The organism is Litchfieldella xinjiangensis (assembly GCF_000759345.1).
GTDB classification, from domain to species: domain Bacteria; phylum Pseudomonadota; class Gammaproteobacteria; order Pseudomonadales; family Halomonadaceae; genus Litchfieldella_A; species Litchfieldella_A xinjiangensis.
In genome coordinates this window covers 816,267-836,795 of the sequence record NZ_JPZL01000002.1, presented here as the reverse complement: position 1 = coordinate 836,795, position 20,529 = coordinate 816,267, and the positions used below count along the sequence as shown (strand labels likewise).

The following is a 20,529-nucleotide window of genomic DNA, read 5'->3' as shown; positions in this document are numbered from 1 at the left end:
GCGGAGTTTACTCAGGTAAATGAGCATTCTCGAACCAGCTTATAACGCCGTTCAGGCGTCGCGCAGCCGTTTCTATTAGCCAACAGCGCCTTCGAGCGTGACGTTGAGTAGCGCCTCTGCCTCCACGGCGAACTCCATCGGCAACTCCTGGAACACATCCTTGCAAAAGCCATTGACGATCATGCTAACGGCGTCTTCTTCGGATATGCCCCGGGTCTGGCAATAGAACAGCTGATCCTCACCGATCTTGGAGGTGGTCGCCTCGTGTTCGAGCGTGGACGTGGCGTTGCCGATCTCCTGATAAGGGAAGGTGTGCGCACCGCAGCGATCACCGATCAGCAACGAGTCGCACTGGGTGAAGTTGCGTGCTCCCTTGGCCCGCGGCCCGATCTTGACCAGACCCCGGTAGGACTGGTCGGAGCGCCCGGCCGCGATCCCCTTGGAGACGATATAGGAGCGAGTCCCCTCCCCGATGTGAATCATCTTGGTGCCGGTATCGGCCTGCTGACGTCCATTGGTGACCGCGACCGAATAGAACTCACCGATGCTGTCCTTGCCCCGCAGTACGCAAGAAGGATACTTCCAGGTGATGGCTGACCCGGTCTCGACCTGTGTCCAGCTGATGCGCGAGCGATCGCCACGGCAGTCGCCCCGTTTGGTGACGAAGTTATAGATGCCGCCCTTGCCGTCTTCATCGCCTGGATACCAGTTCTGCACGGTGGAATACTTGATATAGGCGTCTTCGAGGGCCACCAGCTCGACCACCGCAGCGTGCAACTGGTTCTCGTCGCGCATCGGTGCCGTGCAGCCTTCCAGATAAGAGACCTGAGCCTGCTTCTCGCAAATGATCAACGTGCGCTCGAACTGCCCGGTATTGGCGGCGTTGATGCGGAAGTAGGTGGACAGCTCCATGGGGCAGGTCACACCTTCGGGCACGAAAACGAACGAGCCATCGGTGAACACGGCCGAATTCAGGGCCGCGAAATAGTTGTCCGCCTTGGGCACCACACTGCCGAGATACTGCTTGATCAGCTCGGGGTAATCGCGAATGGCCTCGGAAATCGAGCAGAAGATGACACCCGCTTCTGCAAGCTTGTCCTTGAAGGTGGTCGTCACCGACACGGAATCGAACACGGCATCGACCGCCACCCCCGCCAACGCGGCCCGCTCATGCAGGGGAATGCCTAGCTTTTCATAGGTCTCGAGCAGCTTGGGATCGACCTCGTCGAGGCTTTGCGGCCGATCTTCCGGCTTCTTGGGCGCGCTGTAATAGGAGATCGCCTGGTAATCGATGGGCGGATAATCGAGATGGGCCCAGGAGGGTGGTGTCATCTTCAGCCACTGGTGATAAGCATCCAGACGCCACTCGAGCATCCACTCGGGCTCGCCCTTCTTACCCGAGATAAAGGCGATAGTGCTTTCATCCAGGCCGGGCGGGACAGTATCGCTTTCGATGTCGGTCACGAAGCCCTGCGTATATTCGCGACGGACAAGCTGCTCCATTTCCTGACTTGCCATTGGTTTCTCCCTCCCGGGCGGTTACGGTCGAGTCTTGCTCGGGTGATGTTATCGGTCGCTGGATGCTGCCAGCGTCACGGTTTGAATCGGTAGCTGCACGGGCAGCTTGATCGGCGTCGTTTGCGCGAGATGAACCAGCGTTACGCTGTCCAACAGGGTGCGTATGGCCAGCGACACCCGTTGCCAGTTGTCGGATACGCCACATGTCGCAACCAGGTCACAATCGCCATCATCGTGGCTGCATTCGGTCACCGCCACGGGCCCCTCGATAGCGGTGATGATGTCGCTGGCGGTAATCTGAATGGCCGGGCGCGACAGGCGATAGCCGCCTTGAGCGCCACGCTGCGAAACCAGAAGCCCGGCACGTACCAGCATCTTGAGTGTCTTGCTCACCGTAGGGTGGGGAAGTAGCACGGCATCGGCCAGATCACCGGCGGCATGCGAACGCTCGGGATGCCGGGCAATCTGCGCCATCACCACGGCAGCGTAGTCGGTCATCCGGGAAAGCTTCATCATGCCGGGTCCACCCCTCGATCATCCGTCCAGATTAGCCTGGTTCAATTGAGGACCATTTTAGTCCTGTATGAAGGGTATGTGAAGCCGCCAGCAGCAATCGGAGCAATAGGTATAGCGAATCGGCACGTTTAACGAAGATGACGCACAATTGCACAGATTTCTCGTACGCAAAAACTTCTCATCTGTTTCGACCTAGCTTGCATCCGGATTCTCTTACAAAGCACTGCAGCATAAAAAATTACAAGTTAAATATCATTAGCTTAGGGAAGCTCCGCACCCTCACTGTCTCAAATAGGCGACACTTTAACCCCCTGTTCTGCAACCTTTCTTAATATATCCATCATGAGCGTTGCCATTAAGCGACACTTTTTAGCTAGTATTTTTTCACCAGCTTCCTACTTACCCAACTGAAACAAGGTAACTAACTGAAATTGAATAATAAGCTACTGATCCGGCACGGTTTTGGCTAAGACCTTGGTGTAATCCGATTCACACACGGACATTCTGGCTCGCTACGTGCTTATAGGACGCCATTCATCCTGCAAGACGCGGGCGAGCAAATTGCGCAAGGAGCCAAACGTATGCGGATCACAATTTTCGGTTCAGGGTATGTCGGCCTGGTCACTGGGGCATGCCTGGCTGATGTCGGCCATGAAGTTCTCTGTGTCGACGTCGACCAGAACAAGGTGGACGGGCTAAAGCAAGGGATCGTGCCGATCCATGAGCCGGGCCTCGACACCATGATCGTCAATAACATGAAAGCCGGACGCATCAACTTCACTACCGATGCTGAAGAGGCCGTGAAATTTGGCCAGCTGCAGTTCATCGCGGTCGGTACCCCGCCCGACGAGGACGGCAGCGCCGACTTGAAATATGTATTGGCTGTGGCGCGCACCATCGCCACCCATATGCAGGATTACAAGGTCATCATCGATAAATCGACAGTCCCGGTCGGCACCGCAGACAAGGTACGTGCCGCAGTTTCCGAGACACTGGCCGAGCGTGGCGCGGAGCTGGCCTTTGACGTTTGCTCCAATCCGGAGTTCCTCAAGGAAGGCAATGCTATCGAGGATTTCTCCAAGGGTGCACGCATCATCGTGGGCACCGACTCCGAGCGCGTGAAGCGCGCCATGCGTGAATGTTACGCCCCCTATAGCCGCCAGCAGGACAAGCTGATGTTCATGGACATCCGCAGTGCCGAGCTCACCAAATACGCGGCCAATGCCATGCTGGCGACCAAGATCAGTTTCATCAACGAGATATCGCGCCTGGCCGAACAAATGGGGGCCGACATCGAGAACGTCCGCCACGGGATCGGTAGTGATCCGCGTATCGGCTACCAGTTCATCTATCCGGGCTGCGGCTACGGTGGCTCTTGTTTCCCCAAAGATGTACAAGCACTGGCGCGTGCCTCTCATGAACTGGGCCAGACCTCGGAGCTGCTCGAAGCGGTCGAAACGGTCAACTATCGCCAGAAGGGCCAGCTATTCAACAAGCTGATGAAAGCCTTCGATGGCGATCTCAAGGGTAAGACGATCGCCGTCTGGGGTCTCTCTTTCAAGCCCAACACCGACGACATGCGCGAAGCGCCTAGCCGCACGTTGATGGAGTCGCTGTGGGAAGCCGGCGCCAAGGTCCAGGCCTACGACCCGAAGGCCAGTGACGAATGCCGCCGCATCTACGGCGAGCGTGATGACCTGACCTATGCCGACCACCGCGACGATGCGCTGGAAGGGGCGGATGCCCTGGTGATCTGCACCGAATGGAAGGAATTCCGTACGATTGACTTCGAGAAGCTGCGCAACGCCCTGGCCTCTCCTGTCCTCGTTGACGGCCGCAACCTGTTCGACCTTGACGCCGTCAAGGCCGCAGGCCTGCTCTACTTCGCCATGGGCCGTGGAGATTCCCTCAACGCGGAAGCAGCGTAAGGGGGACACTCATGTCACACCCTAAAAGACCGCAACCCTCCGTCGCCAGTTGGGCGACGGAGGTCGCCACGCTATTGCTGGGTTTGTCGGTGCTGATCTTGCTGCTGTCGGAGCTTCCGAGCGAGATTTTCTCGCCGGAATCCAAGCAGTTCTTCTTTGTGATCGGTTTCATCGGCATCTGGCGCTATTCGTGGTGGTTCGTTCAGGCTACACGTTCGGTTTGGTACAACCGCAAGGTGTTTCCACCGCTGCGCGCCCAAGCCGATGCCGCCAGTGAAGTGGATCAGCCCGATGCACTGTACGTGCTTTGCACGTCTTTTCGCATCGATCCCGAAACCAGCTTCATGGTGTATGACGCTCTGATCCGTGAGGCCGTTGATTTCGGCGTGCCGACCACAGTCTTCGCAGCAATATCGGATCGTTCCGATATCGACGTGATCGATCATGTGTTGGATGACAATGGTTGGCCGGAGAATGTCGAGGTCCGGTACATGTTCCAGAAAGGGGATGGCAAGCGCTCGGCCATGGCTGAAGTGCTTCGTGCGATCTCTCGGTGCATGCCGACGGAACGGTCGCTGCTGGTTTCGATGGATGGCGACATTCGCCTCGAGCCAGGCACGTTCAAGCATTCGCTGTCGTTCTTCATGATTCAGAATGACCTGGGTGCGATCACGACCAACAATAACGCCGTTGTCACTGGCAACGATGCCACCAAGGAGTGGTATGACCTGCGCTATGCGCAGCGCCATCTGATGATGAGCTCGATGTCGCTGTCGGGACGTCTGCTGGTTCTTACCGGGCGCTATAGCGCTTTCCGGGCCGACCTGGCGACGCAACCCAGCTTCATTGAACTAGTAGAGAGCGATCACGTCGAACATTGGCGCTTCGGGAATTTCAAGTTCCTGTCGGGCGATGATAAATCGACGTGGTACTGGCTACTGCAACGTGGCTGGAAGATGCGCTACATCCCCGATGTCTATGTTACGGGCTTCGAGGAGTTGCCGGATCGACACCGTTTTTTCAGTTCGACACTCGACTTGATGAAGCGCTGGTACGGCAACATGCTGCGCACCAGTGGCCGGGCCATCAAGCTGGGGCCTCGCCCAATGGGCATGTTCACCTGGTGGAGTCTGGTCGATCAGCGTATTTCGATGTGGACTACGCTAGTGGGGCCGACCGTCGCGATCCTGGTGACGCTATTCATCCGCCCATCGTTCATCTTCGCGTATCTGTTGTGGATTATGTTCACGAGAACGATCGCGACGCTGGTGCTGGCCTGGCAACACGGGCGGTTCAGCTTCACGTGGATACCGCTGCTCTACTACAACCAGATCGGCGGAGCGCTACTCAAGATTTATGTAAGTTTCCGATTCAATCGCCAGAAGTGGTCGCGGCAAGGGATTTCCGCAGGCGAGCCCGACGACCCCAAAGCTGTCAAGCGGCAACGTCGCATGGGCAACTTCCTACATGGCCTCGCAGTCAGTTGCTTAGTCTTCATACTGATCTTGACTACAGGCGTGCTGTTGCCACCCGACATGATGTCGTTGGAAATACTGCAGAATTGGGGACTGTTCCCGCATTGACGCATTGACGCCCAAGCAACCTAAGCAAGGAGAGGCGGACACATGACAGAACATAATCATCCCAATAGTGACGGTGAAAACCGTACTGAGCCGACCTTGGGCCAGGGTGGTCGCAAGGACGGGGCACAGCAGAACACGGCAGCTCCCGGCAATGAGAAACACGAGTCTGCCGCCCAGTCTCGGGAGGATTTCCTGAAGCATGAACGGCGCGATGAGCGGCGCCACGTACGCCTATCGCCGCCCTTCCATGCCAAGATGCCGGATGACCGGGTGCTGACAGGCGGCGATCTTGCCCTGGGAGGCTTTGCCCTCTATAGCGAAGAAGCGCTTGAGCCGGGAACCCCGGTAGATATCTCACTTCTACTGGAAGCGGGATCTGCGGAATTCAACGTACCCGTGCAGGCGCGTTGCGTACGCAGCGTACCTACCGACGATGGGCAGGCATACAAGAACGCGTTCGAGATCACCTCGATCGAAGCGCCACAACGTGAAGTGCTGAGACGTGTCATTCGTGCTTATCTGAGCGGGCACCATGCCAGCATCGAAGACATGGTGGGCGGCCAGGATCCGCAGACCCCTCGCAAGCGAAGCAACACACGGCGCTCGACTCCGCCTGTCAGCCAGCCTCCCAAACCCTGGGGGCGCTATATCGCATTGTTTGCGGCTGCCGGGATCCTTGCATTGGTGGCTGCAGCAACGGTCTACCGCAATTTCATGCTCATCGAGCCGAGCTTCGCCGCGGTAACCGCACCACGTATCGATATTCGCGCTCCAGGGCCGGGGATTCTTGAGCAGCATAATCTCGAAGCCGGCGATCGCGTGGAACGCGACCAGTACCTGACCTCGGTCAATAACAGCGATCTACAGTCTGACCTGATCCTGGCGGAAGCGTCGCATCGCTACAATTCGCAGCTGATCGAGAACCTCCAGGAAAGCCTGAATAATGCTGGGGTCGAACAGGTCAGCCTGGCCAACTCGGCACAGCCAGGTAGCGGCGAGACAGTCAGCTTCGAGACCGCATCGCCGGAAATTGCCCGTACCCGGATCGAACAGTTCGAGACCGCTCGCGATTACGAGAGCTCGCGGATCAGTGCCCTTCAGGCGCGGATGTCGCAGAACGAGATCTCGAGCCCCTGCAATTGCCTGGTGGCCTGGGCATTGAGTAGTGCCGATGGTACCTACATCAATGAGAGTGAGCGTATCATGACGCTCATTCGTACCGAGGATGAGGACGACATTCTGGTCGAGGCGCTCGTACACATGAGCGATATTGCCCGGATCGAGCCGGAGCAGACAGCCTACGTCTCCTTGGCCAATTCAAACGAGGCGATTCGCGCCAAGGTGCGTAACGTCGCTCTCGACATCGAGCGTCAACCGCGTGCCGGTTTCCCCAGCTGGGTTCGCCAGCAGCAAAATGTTGCCAGTGTACTTCTGGTTCCCGAGGAGCCGCTTCCGCCCGAGTCCGTCGGTCAGCCGGTTGATGTTCGCTTCGCCGAAACCCCGGTATTGAGCGCCATGTCCGAATGGATCTGGCAAGGCACTAGCAGCGTGGTGTCATTCGTCGACGAGATATACAAGACCGCCGTCAACGAATCCGATGAAGAAGCAGGCTAACCCCTGAACGAAACTCACCTACTACGTCGCGGTGGCAACCCCACCGCGATGAGGAGAGAGCACGTTGAAATACAGCCAACATTCATTACTACGGCCGGCCCGTAGCCAAGTCATGTTATCGAGTCTAGCGCTTGTTGCACTGACCAGCCTGTCGGTTCAGGCCGACGAAGGCGAGGATGAAGCGCAGTTGTCCACCCCGACCGTGGCTCAATGCTCCGAGCGCTATACGCAAGTCAGCAGTCCCGAGCCCGCAATGGGCTTGGCCGATGCGCAGGAGGCGATTCGAGAAGGCTTCCAGACCAAGCGCGATTGGGGGACAGACAAGAATGTGGAAATTCTCTCCCCCAGTGAGACAGGCCTGGGCGAGCCTGGCTTCAGAGTGCTCTATCCCGAAGGGACCTCCTCTCCGGGCGATACCGAGGAAGGCGGCGCAGGGTTCTATGCCGATGTCCCGTCTCTTGATGACCGCGCCTGCCTGCAATACCAGGTTCGCTTCGAGTACGGCTTCGATTACGTCAAGGGTGGCAAGCTACCAGGTCTCTACGGAGGCAATAGCCCAAGTGGCGGTGAAACCGCCGAAGGCGACGAAGGGTTCTCGATGCGCTTCATGTGGCGGGAGAACGGCAAGGGCGAACTTTACGAGTATGTCGCCAGCCAGAGCGATGAAGACGATTATGGCGATTCCGTAGGCCGCGGGGAGTGGGTCTTTCCCTCTGGCCAGTGGGTGACCGTCGAGCAAGAAGTCGTACTCAACACCCCTGGAGAGTCAGACGGCATTGCTCGCGTCTGGATCGATGGTCGACCGGTGCTCGAGCAAAGCAATATTGTCTACCGCACCACTCCCAGCCTGACTATCGACGGGATGATGTTCTCCACCTTTTTCGGTGGCCATGGTGAAGAGTGGCGGACGCCCCGGGACCAGACCATCGATTTTGCCGCTTTTCGCTTCTACGCGCCGCGCTGATCTAGCGCGGCGGTTCTCCTCGAGACGACCCCCTATTCGGAAGACACATCAATGGGTTTGCTAACACCTCGTTCATGTACCGCCCTGACCCACCTCGGTACGGCAGCCTCAACGGTTCTTTTCATCATGCTCTGCGGCATCGGATCGAGCCACGCATTGACGTTGGAAGAACGCCAGGAACTCGACCTGTCCGACTATACCGTGAATAATCCCGATGCTTCTTATTTCGACGTAGAAGCACGTAAGGAGCTGCTGGCTGAAACCAGCAATTCCATTCTCCTTCAGGAACGAGATGAGTTGCAGCAAGGCCCCAGCTGCAGTCAGGTGCTTTCGCTCCCCCCGATCACCACACGCCTGAGGGTGCCGGGTTATTATCCAAGCCCACAAGCATGGGAACTCGCTACTGAGCCTCTCTTCCAATTCGAGGATACCGTCTCGGGGCTGGCCGGCTCTTTTTTGGCCAGTGATGATAAGTATTATGCCGAGTGTCTTGTAAAATTCCTTGATCACTGGGCGCGCAGCGATGCCTTGATGGAATTCTATTATGCCTCGACCCAGCCTCAAGCGTGGTTCTCCACTGAATCGATGATCTTTGCAGCAGGTCTGGCCTATTCCATCGTTCGCCCCGAGCTTGACGGATTCGAAGAAGAGCGGGAGCGAGTCGAGGATTGGCTCAATCGCTTGGCGCATCGACACATGGCGATCCCCGGTGGAAAGGGAAACAGTTGCTGTAACAACCATTTTTACCGCCGCGCACTCTACGGCAGCATTATCGGTGTCCTCACCGAGGATAATGAATTGTTCCGCTTCGGCGTGAGCGCCATCTATTCGGCCCTGCATGACATGACGGAGCAAGGCGCCCTCCCGCTTGAAATCGAACGCGGGCGGCGAGCCACTCACTATCAGAACTATGCCACGCTGTACTTGATCACCAATATGCAGGTCATCGCGCGCCAAGGGTATGACATCTACAATCTGGAGATAGATGGCAAGACCATCCATGACGCCGTCGACTTCATCATGTCGATACTCGAGGATCCCGAAAAATTGGGGGAAATGGCACCACGCGAGCAATACACCGGGTTCCTCAAGGACGATCAGTACTTTTCGTGGATGGAAATTTATCAGCACCACTTCCACGACCCAAGAATCGCCGAGTTCATCAAGACCGTGCGGCCTACCTATAATCGCAGTGCGGGCGGCTACACCACAATGTACTTCATGGATCCTGAGGTACAGCAGAATGTCGTGGTCGATGAAGCGCAGCAAGAAGCGGCAGCTTTTGAAGGATTATCCGGAGATTGACCGCGGCGAGCCTCCTGCAAGGGATTGGCAGCAACGAAAGGACAAGGAGAGCACCCCATGAAGACACCACGTCACGCCCTGCTAGAACGAACGCATGTCTCCCAGCGTTGGGTCGCGGGCGCTGCGCTGGCCCTGGCAATCGGCGGCTGCGCTACCGGTGGCGGAACTGGCAGTGTTGGAAGAACCCAGCATGCGACCGCCCCCGTGCCTTCCGAATATCAGGCATGGTTCGATGGGGGAATCCCCGCTCGCATGAATTCTACCGACTGGGACAGGCTCGACCGCGCCCAGGCCGCTATCGAGGCCGGCAATTACGAAGAAGCGCTGAGCCGGCTGGAAGACATGATCGAGGAAGGCCACTTTCAACCCGCGCATCATGAACTAGGCAAGCTTTATGAGCGTGGAGAAGGGGTCGACCAGGACTTCCAGACAGCGGCCCACCATTACGGCGAGGCCATTACCCGGCCCTCCCCTATCCTGGGTCATGCTTCCTTAAATCTGGCGAAGCTGTATCTGACTGGTCAGGGCGTCGAACGCAACGACCTTCTGGCCTATCACTTGCTCAAGCAAGCCTTGGACGAAGGGGTGGAACGCGATGCCGGCCTGGAACTGGCCAATCTGCTGGCCGAGGGTAGCCGGAACGTAAATGCCGACCCTGAGCTTGCGCAAAGGCTATATCGCCAGGCGGCCGAACAGGGCAATCCGGAAGCCTATCTTGCCTTGGCCGAAGCCCACCAACCCGGCGGATGGCTCGAGCAGAATCCGGAGCAAGTCGAAACCTATGCGCAACGCTATGCCGAGGCGCTGGAACGAGAAGCGCAACGTGGCGAAGTAAGCGCAATGACCCAGCTTGCCAGTGTCTATGCCGAAGATGGCCTGCTTGGCCCGCAACCCGATCAGCAGCAACATTGGTTGATGCAGGCGGCCGAATCGGGCGATCCCGGGGCATTGACCAATGCCGGCCGGGCCATGCTCGAATCAAATCCCGACCAGGCCATCGACATGCTTGAACGGGGCGCACAAAGTGGCGATATCGATGCCATGGCCCTGCTTGGCAAGGCCCTGTTGGGTCAGGAGGACAATATTACGCCGCGGCCTGGCCAGGCCGAACAGTGGCTGCAAGCCGCCATCGAACAAGGCTCGGTGGACGCCAAGGTGACCCTGGGCCGCGCGTATGTCGAAGGCGACGCACTGCCCGCCAATCCGCAGCGGGGAATCAGCCTGCTCGAAGAAGCCGCCGAACAAGGTGATGGGCTTGCCATGGCCTCACTCGGCAGTATTTATCTTGATGGAGAGGTCGTCGATACGCAGCCTTTGATCGCTATCGACTACCTGCAGCGCGGGCATGAACTAGGGCACCCCTATGCCACCGCCCAACTCGGCGAGGTCTATCTTCAAGGCCGTGGCGTGGCGCCCGATCCCGTTCGTGCAGTCGAACTGCTCAATCAGGCAGCCGATGAGGGACAGACATCGGCCATGCGCGCCTTGGGCGAGGCCTACCTGTCAGGCGAGGTGCTTTCCCGCGACCCTGAGCAGGGCGAGCAGTGGTTACTGCAAGCCGTCGAGGCCGGCGACACGACGGCCATGACAGTGCTGGGCGAAGCCTACCTGGAAGGCGGTTCGGACGAAGAAGGCACCTTGAATCAGTCGCAGCCCGAGCGGGGCGAAGAGCTCCTGAAGCAAGCCGCCAATGCCGGTGACGGTTATGCCATGGTGGTGCTTGGTCGCGCCTACCGCGAAGGGACCGGCGTCCCACAGGACTTGGCGCTATCGCAACAATGGCTCGAACGGGCCCAGGATGCGGGCCATGAGTCGGCCGACGATGCCTTGGCACGCACCCGCCGTGAACAGGGCCAAGGCGGTAACATCGAAGCGTTGGTGGAAGCCGCTGAATCCGGAATCCCGGGGGCCATGGCCGACCTGGGCCGCGCCTATCGCGAGGGCCGGGGTGTGCCGCAGAACAATGAGCAAGCGCGTATTTGGCTCGAGCGGGCCCACCGGGAAGGCCACGCAGGCGCAGCCGCGAGCTTAGGCCGCATGTATATGGAAAGCGGCAATACCTCCCAGGGCATCAACTATCTTGAGGCCGCCGTAGCAAGGGGGCATAACGGAGCCCGCGCTGATCTTGGCGAGGCGCTGCTGACCGGCCAAGGTACTAGCGCCGATCCTCAACGCGGCGTTGAGTTGCTGCAACAGGCTGCCAGGAGCGGCCATAGCGGCGCCCGGCTTACGCTCGGCGAGCTTTATCTCCAAGGCCAGCACGTTGAACAGGATTCCGAGAAAGGCGTCGAGTATCTGACTGCCGCTGCCAATAGCGGCAATCCCCACGCCGCGCATCTTCTCGGCCAGGCCTATCAGGAAGGCAACGGCGTCGAGCAGAGCGCCGAGCAAGCCAAGCGCTGGTACGAGCGAGCCAGCCAAGGGGGCAGTCTTGCCGCCCGGTCCAGCCTGGGACGCGCCCTGATTCGTGGCGAAGGCGCCATGGCACAGGACGTCGAGCGTGGGCATGAATTGTTGCTGGCAGCAGCCGAGGAAGGCCATTCCGGCGCCCAAGCCACCCTGGGACGCGAGTACCTGCGTGGCGAGAATATCGAGCAGGATCTTGAGAAAGGAGCCAATTACCTTTTCCAGGCAGCTGTCCAAGGCCACCGGAGCGCACGTATTTCGCTGGCCGAAGCATACCTGAGTTCACGTGGCCTGGAGCAGGCGAATCGCGAGCAAGCGTTGATCTGGCTCGATGGCGTTTTCGAGGGCCAAGGTCAAATGGCCGTTGAAACACTACGTCAACTGCTGACCGACGATCGCGCCCTTCAGGCGGCAAGTGAGCAGCAAGTCACTGATAGCGAATGATCTACCGGGCAGGCCGACCTTCGGCCTGCCCACTGTTTCTACGGTTCCTCTTCCCTTTCCACTCGATCAGCCCCCCTCCCGCCTAAAAGGCATTCCGCGCCAAGGGGCTCATGCTTTTTTTCAGATACACCCCCTCACAATTTGACGAAACGGCTCAGGCTTGCTGAAATGAAATGTGACTGAGCATCTCCGATAGTCAGTAACGGTTACAAACGAATCGGAAAGATATTCGCTGCAAGGACCTCAAGCGTGTCAGGCAGGACGCCAGGCCAGCTTGAAAATCAGAACGGAATGGCTGCTCAAGCGCGGCCACTGGCGTTGGAACTCGTACATCACGAGCCCGCTTATCCTTCATGAATATCTTGTCTCGTTGCCCATCGCGGCGCTTCCAGTGACACGTTTGAACGTGTGCGCTTGGGTAGTGATTGTCCGCAGGCGGTCACCACGATGCGGCAAGCAAGCCCGACCAGCTCAAGGAGAGGGGCGCTTCGGCGGTCCCGAGGAGAACGCATGCCGGAACTGCTTGCGAAAAAACGAATAGGCGAGGGAATTTGCCGCGTGTGCATGATCGCGTGTGCCGCCTTTGTCCCGATGTCTACACAGGCGAAGGAAGCCTCTGAGAATGATCTGAGCGTGCCCGAGCTAGCGCCCTGCTCGACACGTTACTCCCTACTGGCCTCCCCGCGTCCCAAGCTCGAGGCCAGTAACGCCAAGGCCTCGATCCGTGAGGATTACGCATCGATCCGGGATTGGGGGACGGAAAAAAATGTCCTGCTGATTCCGGCTCTGGCGACCGGCCTCGGAGAGCCTGGTCTGCGTGTACGCTACCCCCAGGATAGCTCATCGCCCAGTGACGCTGACAAGGCCGATGTGCCTCGCGGCGGTCTCGGGTTCTATACCCGGGAAGCAGAGCTACGCGCTACTGATCGGGCCTGTCTCAAGTATCACGTGCGCTTCGAACCCGGCTTCGACTTCGTCAGGGGGGGAAAGCTGCCTGGGCTGTATGGCGGTGATGCACCCAGTGGCGGCGATGAGGTGACCGGCAAGAACGGCTTCTCGATGCGCTTCATGTGGCGAGAAGACGGCCAAGGCGAACTCTACGAATACGTCGTCGACGATGAAGGGGCTTCGATAGGCCGCGGCTGGTGGACCTTCCCTACCGGCCGCTGGGTCAGCCTGGAGCAGGAAATCGTTCTCAACGCGCCTGGCAAGGCGGACGGCCTCGCCAGGGTCTGGGTCGACGGCAAGCCCGTCCTTGAGCAGCGCAATATCGAATACCGCACATCTGAAGATGTCGCCATCGATGGACTCATGTTCTCCAGTTTCTTCGGCGGCACTGGTCAATCCTGGCGCTCGCCCCGCGACCAGTCTGTCGACTTTGCCGCCTTTCGTATCTATTCAACACACCATTGACCATGGCTGGCCAGGAGCCGGCCGATGCGACACCAACCAGGAGGGTGAGACGCCATGGTTTCCCGCTTTATGAAAGAATATTCGAGGTCGCGTCCCGGCCAACGACTCACTACGGCCTGTGCGGGCCTGGCACTGGCTGTCGGGCTCTCGTCGAGTGCATCTGCACTGACTCTGGAAGAGAGAAAGGAACTCGACCTGTCCCACTACACGGTGACAGACCCCAGCGCCTCCTACTTTGACCGGGAAGCGCGCACGGAACTGCTCCAGAAGACGAGTAATAGCTTGCTCATACAACAGCGCGATGAGCTGAAGAACTACGGGCCCAGCTGTCAGCAGCGCCTCGACCTTCCACCGATCACCGAGAACATGCGTATCCCGGGCTTCTACCCGACCCCTGACGCCTGGGAGTTGGCTACCGAACCGCTATTCCAGTTCGAGGACACCGTCTCGGAGATGGCGGGGTCATACGTGGCCAGTGGGGATGCTTACTATGCCGAGTGCCTGGTGAAATTCCTGGATAACTGGGCGAAGGAAGATGCCCTCATGGAATTCCATTACCACTGGATGGAACCGCAGGCCTGGTTTTCCCTGGAATCGATGATCTTTGCCGCCGCCATGGCTTACTCCGTCGTTCAGCCAGACATCGAGGAGATGACAGAGGAGCGAGAACGTGTCGAGGATTGGCTGAACCGACTGGCCACCGAACATATGTCCATCGATGGAGCGGAAAGCAGCTGCTGCAACAACCACTTCTATCGTCGGGCCCTCTACGCCACCATGGTCGGCGTATTGACCGAAGACGACGAGATGTTCCAGTTCGGTGTCAGCGCCATCTATTCCGCGTTGCATGACATGACCGAGGAAGGCGCCTTTCCCATGGAAATGGAGCGGGGACGTCGTGCGACCCACTACCAGAACTATGCCCTGCTCTATCTGGTCACCAACATGGAGATCATCGCTCGCCAGGGCTACGACATTTACAACCTGGAAGTCGACGGCAGGACCATTCACGACGCGGTCGAGTTTCTCGCCACCATCATGAAGGACCCCGATGAATTGGGCGATCTCGCTCCGCGAGAGCAGTACACCGGGTTCATGAAGGATCCCCAATATTTTTCCTGGGTCGAGATCTATCGAGCCCGCTTCGGCTATGACCGTTTCGAGGAATTCGTAGAGACCCTCCGTCCCATCTATAACCGCAGTGCCGGCGGCTACGCGACACTCTATTTCATGGATCCTGACGTCCAGGGACATATAGTCGACGATGAGAAGCGCCAGGAAACCGTAGCTTTCGAAGGGCTGCAAGACGACTAGTTGAGTACGAATAAAGGAAGAGCCCGTATAGCGGGCTAAGCAAGCCCAAGGGATCATTGAGACAAGGAGAGGCTCATGACGACACCTAACATGTCTTTCACGCGTCAGGTCGCAACGCATGCGCCGTGGTTAGCCACGGCAGCGTTAAGCATCTGGTTGACCGGATGCGCCACACCGGGAACCCCGACCACCAGTCAACATGCCACGGCTCCTATTCCGGCACGTTACCATGCCTGGTTCGATGGTGGCCTTCCTGCACGCATGAACTCCGCCGATTGGGACCGGATCGACCGGGCCCAGGCCGCCATCGAGGCGGGCAACTATCAGGAGGCCATCGAGCGGCTGGAGCGCATGGCAGGGGAAGGCCATTTTCAGCCGGCGTATCACGAGCTGGCAAAGATGTACGATAACGGGGTAGGTGTCGATACGGACAAGGCCGAAGCGGCGCGGCTCTACGGTGAGGCTATCACTCGCCCCTCCCCTATCCTCGGCCATGCTTCCCTCAACCTGGCCAAGCTCTATCGCGCAGGTGTCGGCGTCGAGCGCAACGATGTGTTGGCCTACCATCTGCTGAACCAGGCCATCCAGGAAGAGGTTGGCCGGGATGCCAAGGCGATGTTGGCCGATCTTCTCAAGGAAGGCGGGGATAACGTCAACGCCGATCCCGATCTCGCTGTCGCGCTGTATCAAGAGGCGGCCGAAGAGGGTCAACCGGACGCCTTGCTGGCGTTGGCCGAGGGCTATCAACAAGGCTCCTGGCTCAGCGAAAGCCCTGACCAGGCCGAGCGTTACACCCAGCGCTACCTTGCATTGATGGAGCGGCAGGCCCAGGACGGCGACACCGACGCCATGACGCGTCTTGCCGGCCTCTACGCCGAGGATGGCCTACTGGGCCACCAGCCGGAAAAACAGCGCAAATGGCTGGTACAAGCCGCTGAGTCGGGCGAACCAGCTGCGTTACGCAATGCTGGGCGTGTCCTTCTCGAGAGCGGCGATCCCCGGCGTGGCGCTGCGATGCTGGAATACGCCATCAATGCCGGCGATGCGCAGGCCATGACCGCGTTGGGGCAAGCCTACCTGGACGGTAACGGTGTGCGCCGTAGTACCCGCCAGGGCATCAGCCTGCTCGAGAGCGCAGCACAGCGTGATGACGGCCTGGCCCTGGCGTTGCTGGGTGATATTTACCTGGAAGGGCGTGGCGTCACACGTCAGCTCGAGCGAGCCGTCGAGTACCTGCAGCGCGGTCATGAGCTGGGACACCCCTATGCCACGGCCCTTCTAGGTAGCGCCTACCTGGAAGGCGCTGGGGTTTCACGTGATCCCCAGCGCGCCGAAGCGCTTCTCAGCGACGCAGCCCACCAGGGCCAGACATCGGCCATGAGAACCTTGGGCGAGGCCTACCTGGCTGGCGAGACGCTGGCACACGACACCGAACAGGGTCAGGAACTTCTGGCCACAGCTGTTGAAGCGAATGACACCACGGCCATGGTCGTGCTTGGCCAGGCTTATATCGATGGCGCACTGAGGGGTAGCGTATCGCAGGGTGTCGAGCTGATACAGCGAGCCGCAAACCAGGGCGACAGCTACGCGATGGTGGTCATGGGCCGGGCTTACCGGGACGGTGAAGGAGTCTCACAGGACCTGGCTAGGTCTCAAGAGTGGCTCGAACGGGCGCAGCGTGCCGGCCATCCCTCGGCTGCCGTGGCGTTATCGCGAACGTATCGCGCCCAGGGCAAGGAAGGGAATATCGATGCCTTGAAGGAAGCCGCCGAGTCAGGCCTGCCCAGTGCCATGGCCGACCTGGGCCGGGCCTACCTGGATGGCACGGGCGTCGGACGCAATCCCCGCCGGGCCCGCATGTGGCTTGAGCGCGCTTATGAAGAGGGCCACCAAGGGGCAACTGCCAGCCTGGGCCGCCTGTACATGGAAAATGGCGAGACGTCACGCGGGCTCGAGTACCTGGAGCGGGCCATGGAGCAAGGCCATCTGGGTGCGCGTGCCACCATGGGCGAGTTGATGCTCGAAGGGCGTCATGTCCCCTATGACCGTGAGCGGGGCCTCGCCCTACTTCAGGAAGCCGTCAACGAAGGCCATGCCGGTGCCAGCCTGGTTCTGGGGCGTGCCTATCTGGACGGGAACAAGGTCGAGAAGGATGCCCAGCGTGGCTTGCGCTATCTGCGCTCCGCAGCTGAGTCGGGCAATCCCCATGCAGCACATCGCCTGGGTCTTGCCTACCTGCGCGGGACGGCAGTCGATCAAGATACCGACCAGGCCGACCGGTGGCTCACCCGAGCCATTCAGGGTGGTAGCGTGTCAGCGAAGGCCAGCTTGGGACGCGCCCTGCTCAGGGGCGATGAAGCGTTGGCCCAAGATAGCGAACGCGGCCATACCCTGCTGAAACAGGCAGCCATGAGCGGCGACACAGGGGCCCTCGCGACACTCGGGCGCGAATACCTGCGCGGTGAGAGGCTCCCCATGGACCGCGCCAAGGGCACGGAATACCTCTTCGAGGCAGCAAGCGAAGGCCATCGCAGTGCACGACTTGCCTTGGCCGAAGCCTACCTCTCCGCAGAGGGCCTTCAGATGGCGAACCGCGAGCAAGCCCTGGTCTGGCTCGATGGCGTCATGCAAAGCGATAGCCAGCTCGCTCTGGAAACGCTGCGCCAACTGCTGACCGACGAGAGTGCCGTCGAAGCGGCGGGTGACGTGGAAGTCGCCAGCACCGATTGAATCGCCCCGCTAGAACCAAATCGATAAAAAAGCCGGGACGGAAAGTCTCCGTCCCAGGCTTTGCCAATCAATTCGAATTGCACAACAAGGCCGGTCCAACACCGCCCCCTATCCGCGCAAGGAAGAGGATATAACATCATGGAGAGCACACAGCCCACTTACGGCGTTTTCAAGGGAGTCACGACGTCACTCCTTTCAACTCTAGTTCTTGCCGTTCCCCCAGCCGGTGCCATGACGATCGCGGAGCGCAACGCCCTAGATCTTAGCGACTATACCGTCCAGGTACCCGATGCCTCCTATTTCGATGTAGAAAAACGCATGGAAATGCTTGGGACAACGACCAACAGCCTGCTCCTTCAACAGCGCGACACGCTGTCTCTTGGTCCCAGCTGCAAGCAATTGCTCGACCTTCCTCCCCTCACCTCCCAGCAGCGCATACCGGGTTACTATCCAGCCCGGGACGATTGGGAAATGGCAACGGAACCCATGTTCGAGTTCGAGGAGAGCGTGAGTACCCTGGCCGGCTCGTATGTAGCCACGGGAGACGATTATTATGCGGAATGCCTGGTCCAGTTCCTCGATCATTGGGCCACCGAAAGCGCCCTGATCAATTTCCACTACGAAGCGGGTGAGCCGCAGGCCTGGTTCAATAGTGCCTCGATGATCTTTTCCGCGGCCATGGCTTATTCCACCGTTCGCCCCGCCATCGAGGGGATGCAAGCAGAGCAAGAGCGCGTCGAGGATTGGCTGAATGGCCTGGCTCACTTTCACGTCGCCATTCCCGGAGGCGAAGGGAACAGTTGCTGCAATAACCACTTTTACCGCCGGGCCCTCTACGCCAGTATGGTCGGCGTGCTGACCCAGGACGATGAGCTATTCCAGATCGGAGTGAGCGGGGTCTATTCCGCCCTGCATGACCTGACGGCAGAAGGCGCCCTCCCGTTGGAGGTGAAGCGCGGCCGGCGTGCCGTGCAATACCAGAATTATGCCCTGCTGTACCTGCTTCCCAACATGGAGATCATCGCTCGACAGGGGTATGACATATACGATCTCGATATCGAAGGGTCGACGATCCATGACGCCGTGGATTTCGCCTTGGATATTATGGCTGACCCCACGCTACTGGATGAACTGGCGCCTCGTGAGCAATCCATCGATTTCATCAAGGAAAAGCAGTTCTTCTCGTGGATGGAGATCTACCGTTCGCGTTTTCAGGAGCCGCGTATCGATACCTTCCTGGCCAACCTGAGGCCGGTCTACAACCGCAGTGCCGGCGGTTTCACCACACTCTACTTCATGGATCCGGAATTGCAGCAGCACGTACGCATGGATGATGAGCGCCAGGAGAAGATGGCCTTCGAGGGCCTGACGTCCGAAGGCTGAGCCAAACGAGAAAACCGGCGCGTGAGCGCCGGTTTTCTAAACCCTGCCAGACGTCTCGTATCAGTCGTGATCGAACGGGTTACGCAACACGATCGTTTCGACGCGATCCGGGCCGGTTGAGATGATGTCGATCGACGTGCCCACCTGCTCCTCGAGGAAGCTGATATAGGAGCGAGCATTGGCTGGTAGGTCTTCCACGCGCTTGACGCCCAACGTGGATTCGCGCCATCCCGGCAGGTCGCGATAGAGCGGCTCGATCGCCTCATAGCCCTCGGAATCCACCGGCGTATCCAACACATCGCCATCCTTGCTGCGGTAGCCTACGCATACCCGAATATTCTCGAGGCCATCGAGCACATCGAGCTTGGTCAGACACAACCCGGAGACCGAGTTGATCTGCACCGCATGGCGCAGCCCCACCGCATCGACCCAGCCACACCGGCGGGGACGCCCGGTCGTGGCCCCGAATTCGTGACCGCGCTTAGCGAGATGGCTGCCAAATTCATCGAATAGCTCGGTGGGGAACGGTCCTGAACCAACGCGCGTGGTATACGCCTTGGTGATGCCGAGTACGTAATCCAGGTACAGCGGCCCGACGCCCGATCCCGTCGCGGTGCCCCCGGCGGTGGTGTTCGAGCTGGTCACGAAAGGATAGGTACCATGATCGATATCCAGTAGCGACCCCTGTGCGCCCTCGAACAGGATATTTTCTCCCGCCTTGCGCATGCCATGCACCAGGCCCACGGTATCGCAGACCATCGGGCGCAGCTCTTCGATCATTTCCATGGCCTCATTGAGGACTTCCTGGAAATCGACCGGGGATTCCTTGTGGTAATGCGTCAGAACGAAGTTGTGATAATCGAGCACTTCGCCCAATTTCGACGCGAAACGCTCGCGATGCAACATGTCGCCCAGGCGCAGACCACGGCGAGCCACCTTGTCCTCATAGGCCGGCCCGATACCGCGGCCGGTCGTACCGATCTTGGCCTCACCGCGGGCTTTTTCGCGGGCCTGGTCGAGGCGGACATGATACGGCAGGATCAATGGGCAAGCGGGCGACAAACGCAAACGCTCTCGTACCGGCACACCCTTGGCTTCGAGCTCGCGGATTTCCTTGATCAACGCTTCCGGCGATAGCACGACACCGTTACCGATCACGCACGTCTTGTCGGCGCGAAGGACACCTGAAGGGATCAAGTGCAGGACCGTTTTCTCGCCATCGATGACCAGGGTATGGCCGGCGTTATGGCCTCCCTGGAAACGCACCACAGCAGTGGCCGATTCGGTTAGCAGGTCCACGACCTTGCCCTTGCCTTCATCACCCCACTGAGTGCCCAGTACGACTACATTCTTGCCCATTGGTCTCGTCTCTTGCTTGCGTCAGCGCGGCCAAACATCGCGCATTCGATCA

At 59.2% G+C, this 20,529-nt stretch carries 13 protein-coding genes; 10 read left to right on the top strand and 3 right to left on the bottom strand.

The features are described 5' to 3' along the window. Nucleotides 1-75 precede the first annotated feature (75 nt). Together sufB and JH15_RS11160 are read right to left on the bottom strand one after the other, a co-directional pair. Nucleotides 76-1,518 carry a Fe-S cluster assembly protein SufB gene (gene sufB, locus JH15_RS11165; RefSeq protein ID WP_043530207.1) on the bottom strand — a complete coding sequence of 481 codons (1,443 nt, stop codon included), beginning with the start codon at nucleotides 1,516-1,518 and terminating at the stop codon, nucleotides 76-78. A gap of 48 nt (nucleotides 1,519-1,566) precedes the next feature. Beyond that, nucleotides 1,567-2,034 (bottom strand): SUF system Fe-S cluster assembly regulator, encoded by a 468-nt coding sequence (locus JH15_RS11160; RefSeq protein ID WP_043530205.1) that lies wholly within the window; start codon nucleotides 2,032-2,034, stop codon nucleotides 1,567-1,569. Between the two features lie 581 nt (nucleotides 2,035-2,615). On the opposite strand from JH15_RS11160, the gene JH15_RS11155 reads away from it, so the two are divergent. The 10 genes from JH15_RS11155 to JH15_RS11110 all read left to right on the top strand — a co-directional run bounded on the left by JH15_RS11155 (nucleotide 2,616) and on the right by JH15_RS11110 (nucleotide 19,118). After that, nucleotides 2,616-3,962, top strand: a complete 1,347-nt coding sequence (locus tag JH15_RS11155) for a UDP-glucose dehydrogenase family protein (protein ID WP_043530203.1) — start codon at nucleotides 2,616-2,618, stop codon at nucleotides 3,960-3,962. Between the two features lie 11 nt (nucleotides 3,963-3,973). Further along, nucleotides 3,974-5,545 carry a glycosyltransferase gene (locus tag JH15_RS11150; protein ID WP_081948992.1) on the top strand — a complete coding sequence of 524 codons (1,572 nt, stop codon included), beginning with the start codon at nucleotides 3,974-3,976 and terminating at the stop codon, nucleotides 5,543-5,545. A gap of 42 nt (nucleotides 5,546-5,587) precedes the next feature. After that, nucleotides 5,588-7,159, top strand: a complete 1,572-nt coding sequence (locus tag JH15_RS11145) for a PilZ domain-containing protein (RefSeq protein WP_043530202.1) — start codon at nucleotides 5,588-5,590, stop codon at nucleotides 7,157-7,159. A 64-nt stretch (nucleotides 7,160-7,223) separates the two neighbouring features. Beyond that, nucleotides 7,224-8,123, top strand: coding sequence for a polysaccharide lyase (locus tag JH15_RS11140; protein WP_231566422.1), 900 nt, complete (start codon nucleotides 7,224-7,226; stop codon nucleotides 8,121-8,123). Nucleotides 8,124-8,285: 162 nt separating this feature from the next. After that, nucleotides 8,286-9,428 (top strand): alginate lyase family protein, encoded by a 1,143-nt coding sequence (locus JH15_RS11135; protein WP_231566421.1) that lies wholly within the window; start codon nucleotides 8,286-8,288, stop codon nucleotides 9,426-9,428. A 57-nt stretch (nucleotides 9,429-9,485) separates the two neighbouring features. Then, nucleotides 9,486-12,278: a tetratricopeptide repeat protein gene (locus tag JH15_RS11130; protein WP_043530201.1), complete on the top strand. Its 2,793-nt coding sequence runs from the start codon at nucleotides 9,486-9,488 to the stop codon at nucleotides 12,276-12,278. Between the two features lie 633 nt (nucleotides 12,279-12,911). Then, nucleotides 12,912-13,691, top strand: coding sequence for a polysaccharide lyase (locus JH15_RS11125; protein WP_231566420.1), 780 nt, complete (start codon nucleotides 12,912-12,914; stop codon nucleotides 13,689-13,691). Nucleotides 13,692-13,745: 54 nt separating this feature from the next. Beyond that, a complete protein-coding gene (locus tag JH15_RS11120) occupies nucleotides 13,746-15,005 on the top strand; it encodes an alginate lyase family protein (protein ID WP_231566419.1) in 1,260 nt (419 codons plus the stop codon). Between the two features lie 75 nt (nucleotides 15,006-15,080). Beyond that, nucleotides 15,081-17,735: a tetratricopeptide repeat protein gene (locus JH15_RS11115; protein ID WP_043530197.1), complete on the top strand. Its 2,655-nt coding sequence runs from the start codon at nucleotides 15,081-15,083 to the stop codon at nucleotides 17,733-17,735. A gap of 138 nt (nucleotides 17,736-17,873) precedes the next feature. Beyond that, a complete protein-coding gene (locus JH15_RS11110; protein ID WP_052384053.1) occupies nucleotides 17,874-19,118 on the top strand; it encodes an alginate lyase family protein in 1,245 nt (414 codons plus the stop codon). Nucleotides 19,119-19,178: 60 nt separating this feature from the next. Here JH15_RS11110 and JH15_RS11105 read toward each other — a convergent pair whose 3' ends face one another. After that, nucleotides 19,179-20,477 (bottom strand): adenylosuccinate synthase, encoded by a 1,299-nt coding sequence (locus tag JH15_RS11105; protein WP_043530195.1) that lies wholly within the window; start codon nucleotides 20,475-20,477, stop codon nucleotides 19,179-19,181. Nucleotides 20,478-20,529: the final 52 nt, after the last annotated feature.

Bases quoted from the DNA above. Each gene is read 5' to 3' on its own strand.
- sufB (WP_043530207.1), bottom strand. From the start codon at position 1,518: ATGGCAAGTCAGGAAATGGAGCAGCTTGTCCGTCGCGAATATACGCAG.
- JH15_RS11160 (WP_043530205.1), bottom strand. From the start codon at position 2,034: ATGATGAAGCTTTCCCGGATGACCGACTACGCTGCCGTGGTGATGGCG.
- JH15_RS11155 (WP_043530203.1), top strand. From the start codon at position 2,616: ATGCGGATCACAATTTTCGGTTCAGGGTATGTCGGCCTGGTCACTGGG.
- JH15_RS11150 (WP_081948992.1), top strand. From the start codon at position 3,974: ATGTCACACCCTAAAAGACCGCAACCCTCCGTCGCCAGTTGGGCGACG.
- JH15_RS11145 (WP_043530202.1), top strand. From the start codon at position 5,588: ATGACAGAACATAATCATCCCAATAGTGACGGTGAAAACCGTACTGAG.
- JH15_RS11130 (WP_043530201.1), top strand. From the start codon at position 9,486: ATGAAGACACCACGTCACGCCCTGCTAGAACGAACGCATGTCTCCCAG.
- JH15_RS11120 (WP_231566419.1), top strand. From the start codon at position 13,746: ATGGTTTCCCGCTTTATGAAAGAATATTCGAGGTCGCGTCCCGGCCAA.
- JH15_RS11115 (WP_043530197.1), top strand. From the start codon at position 15,081: ATGACGACACCTAACATGTCTTTCACGCGTCAGGTCGCAACGCATGCG.
- JH15_RS11110 (WP_052384053.1), top strand. From the start codon at position 17,874: ATGGAGAGCACACAGCCCACTTACGGCGTTTTCAAGGGAGTCACGACG.
- JH15_RS11105 (WP_043530195.1), bottom strand. From the start codon at position 20,477: ATGGGCAAGAATGTAGTCGTACTGGGCACTCAGTGGGGTGATGAAGGC.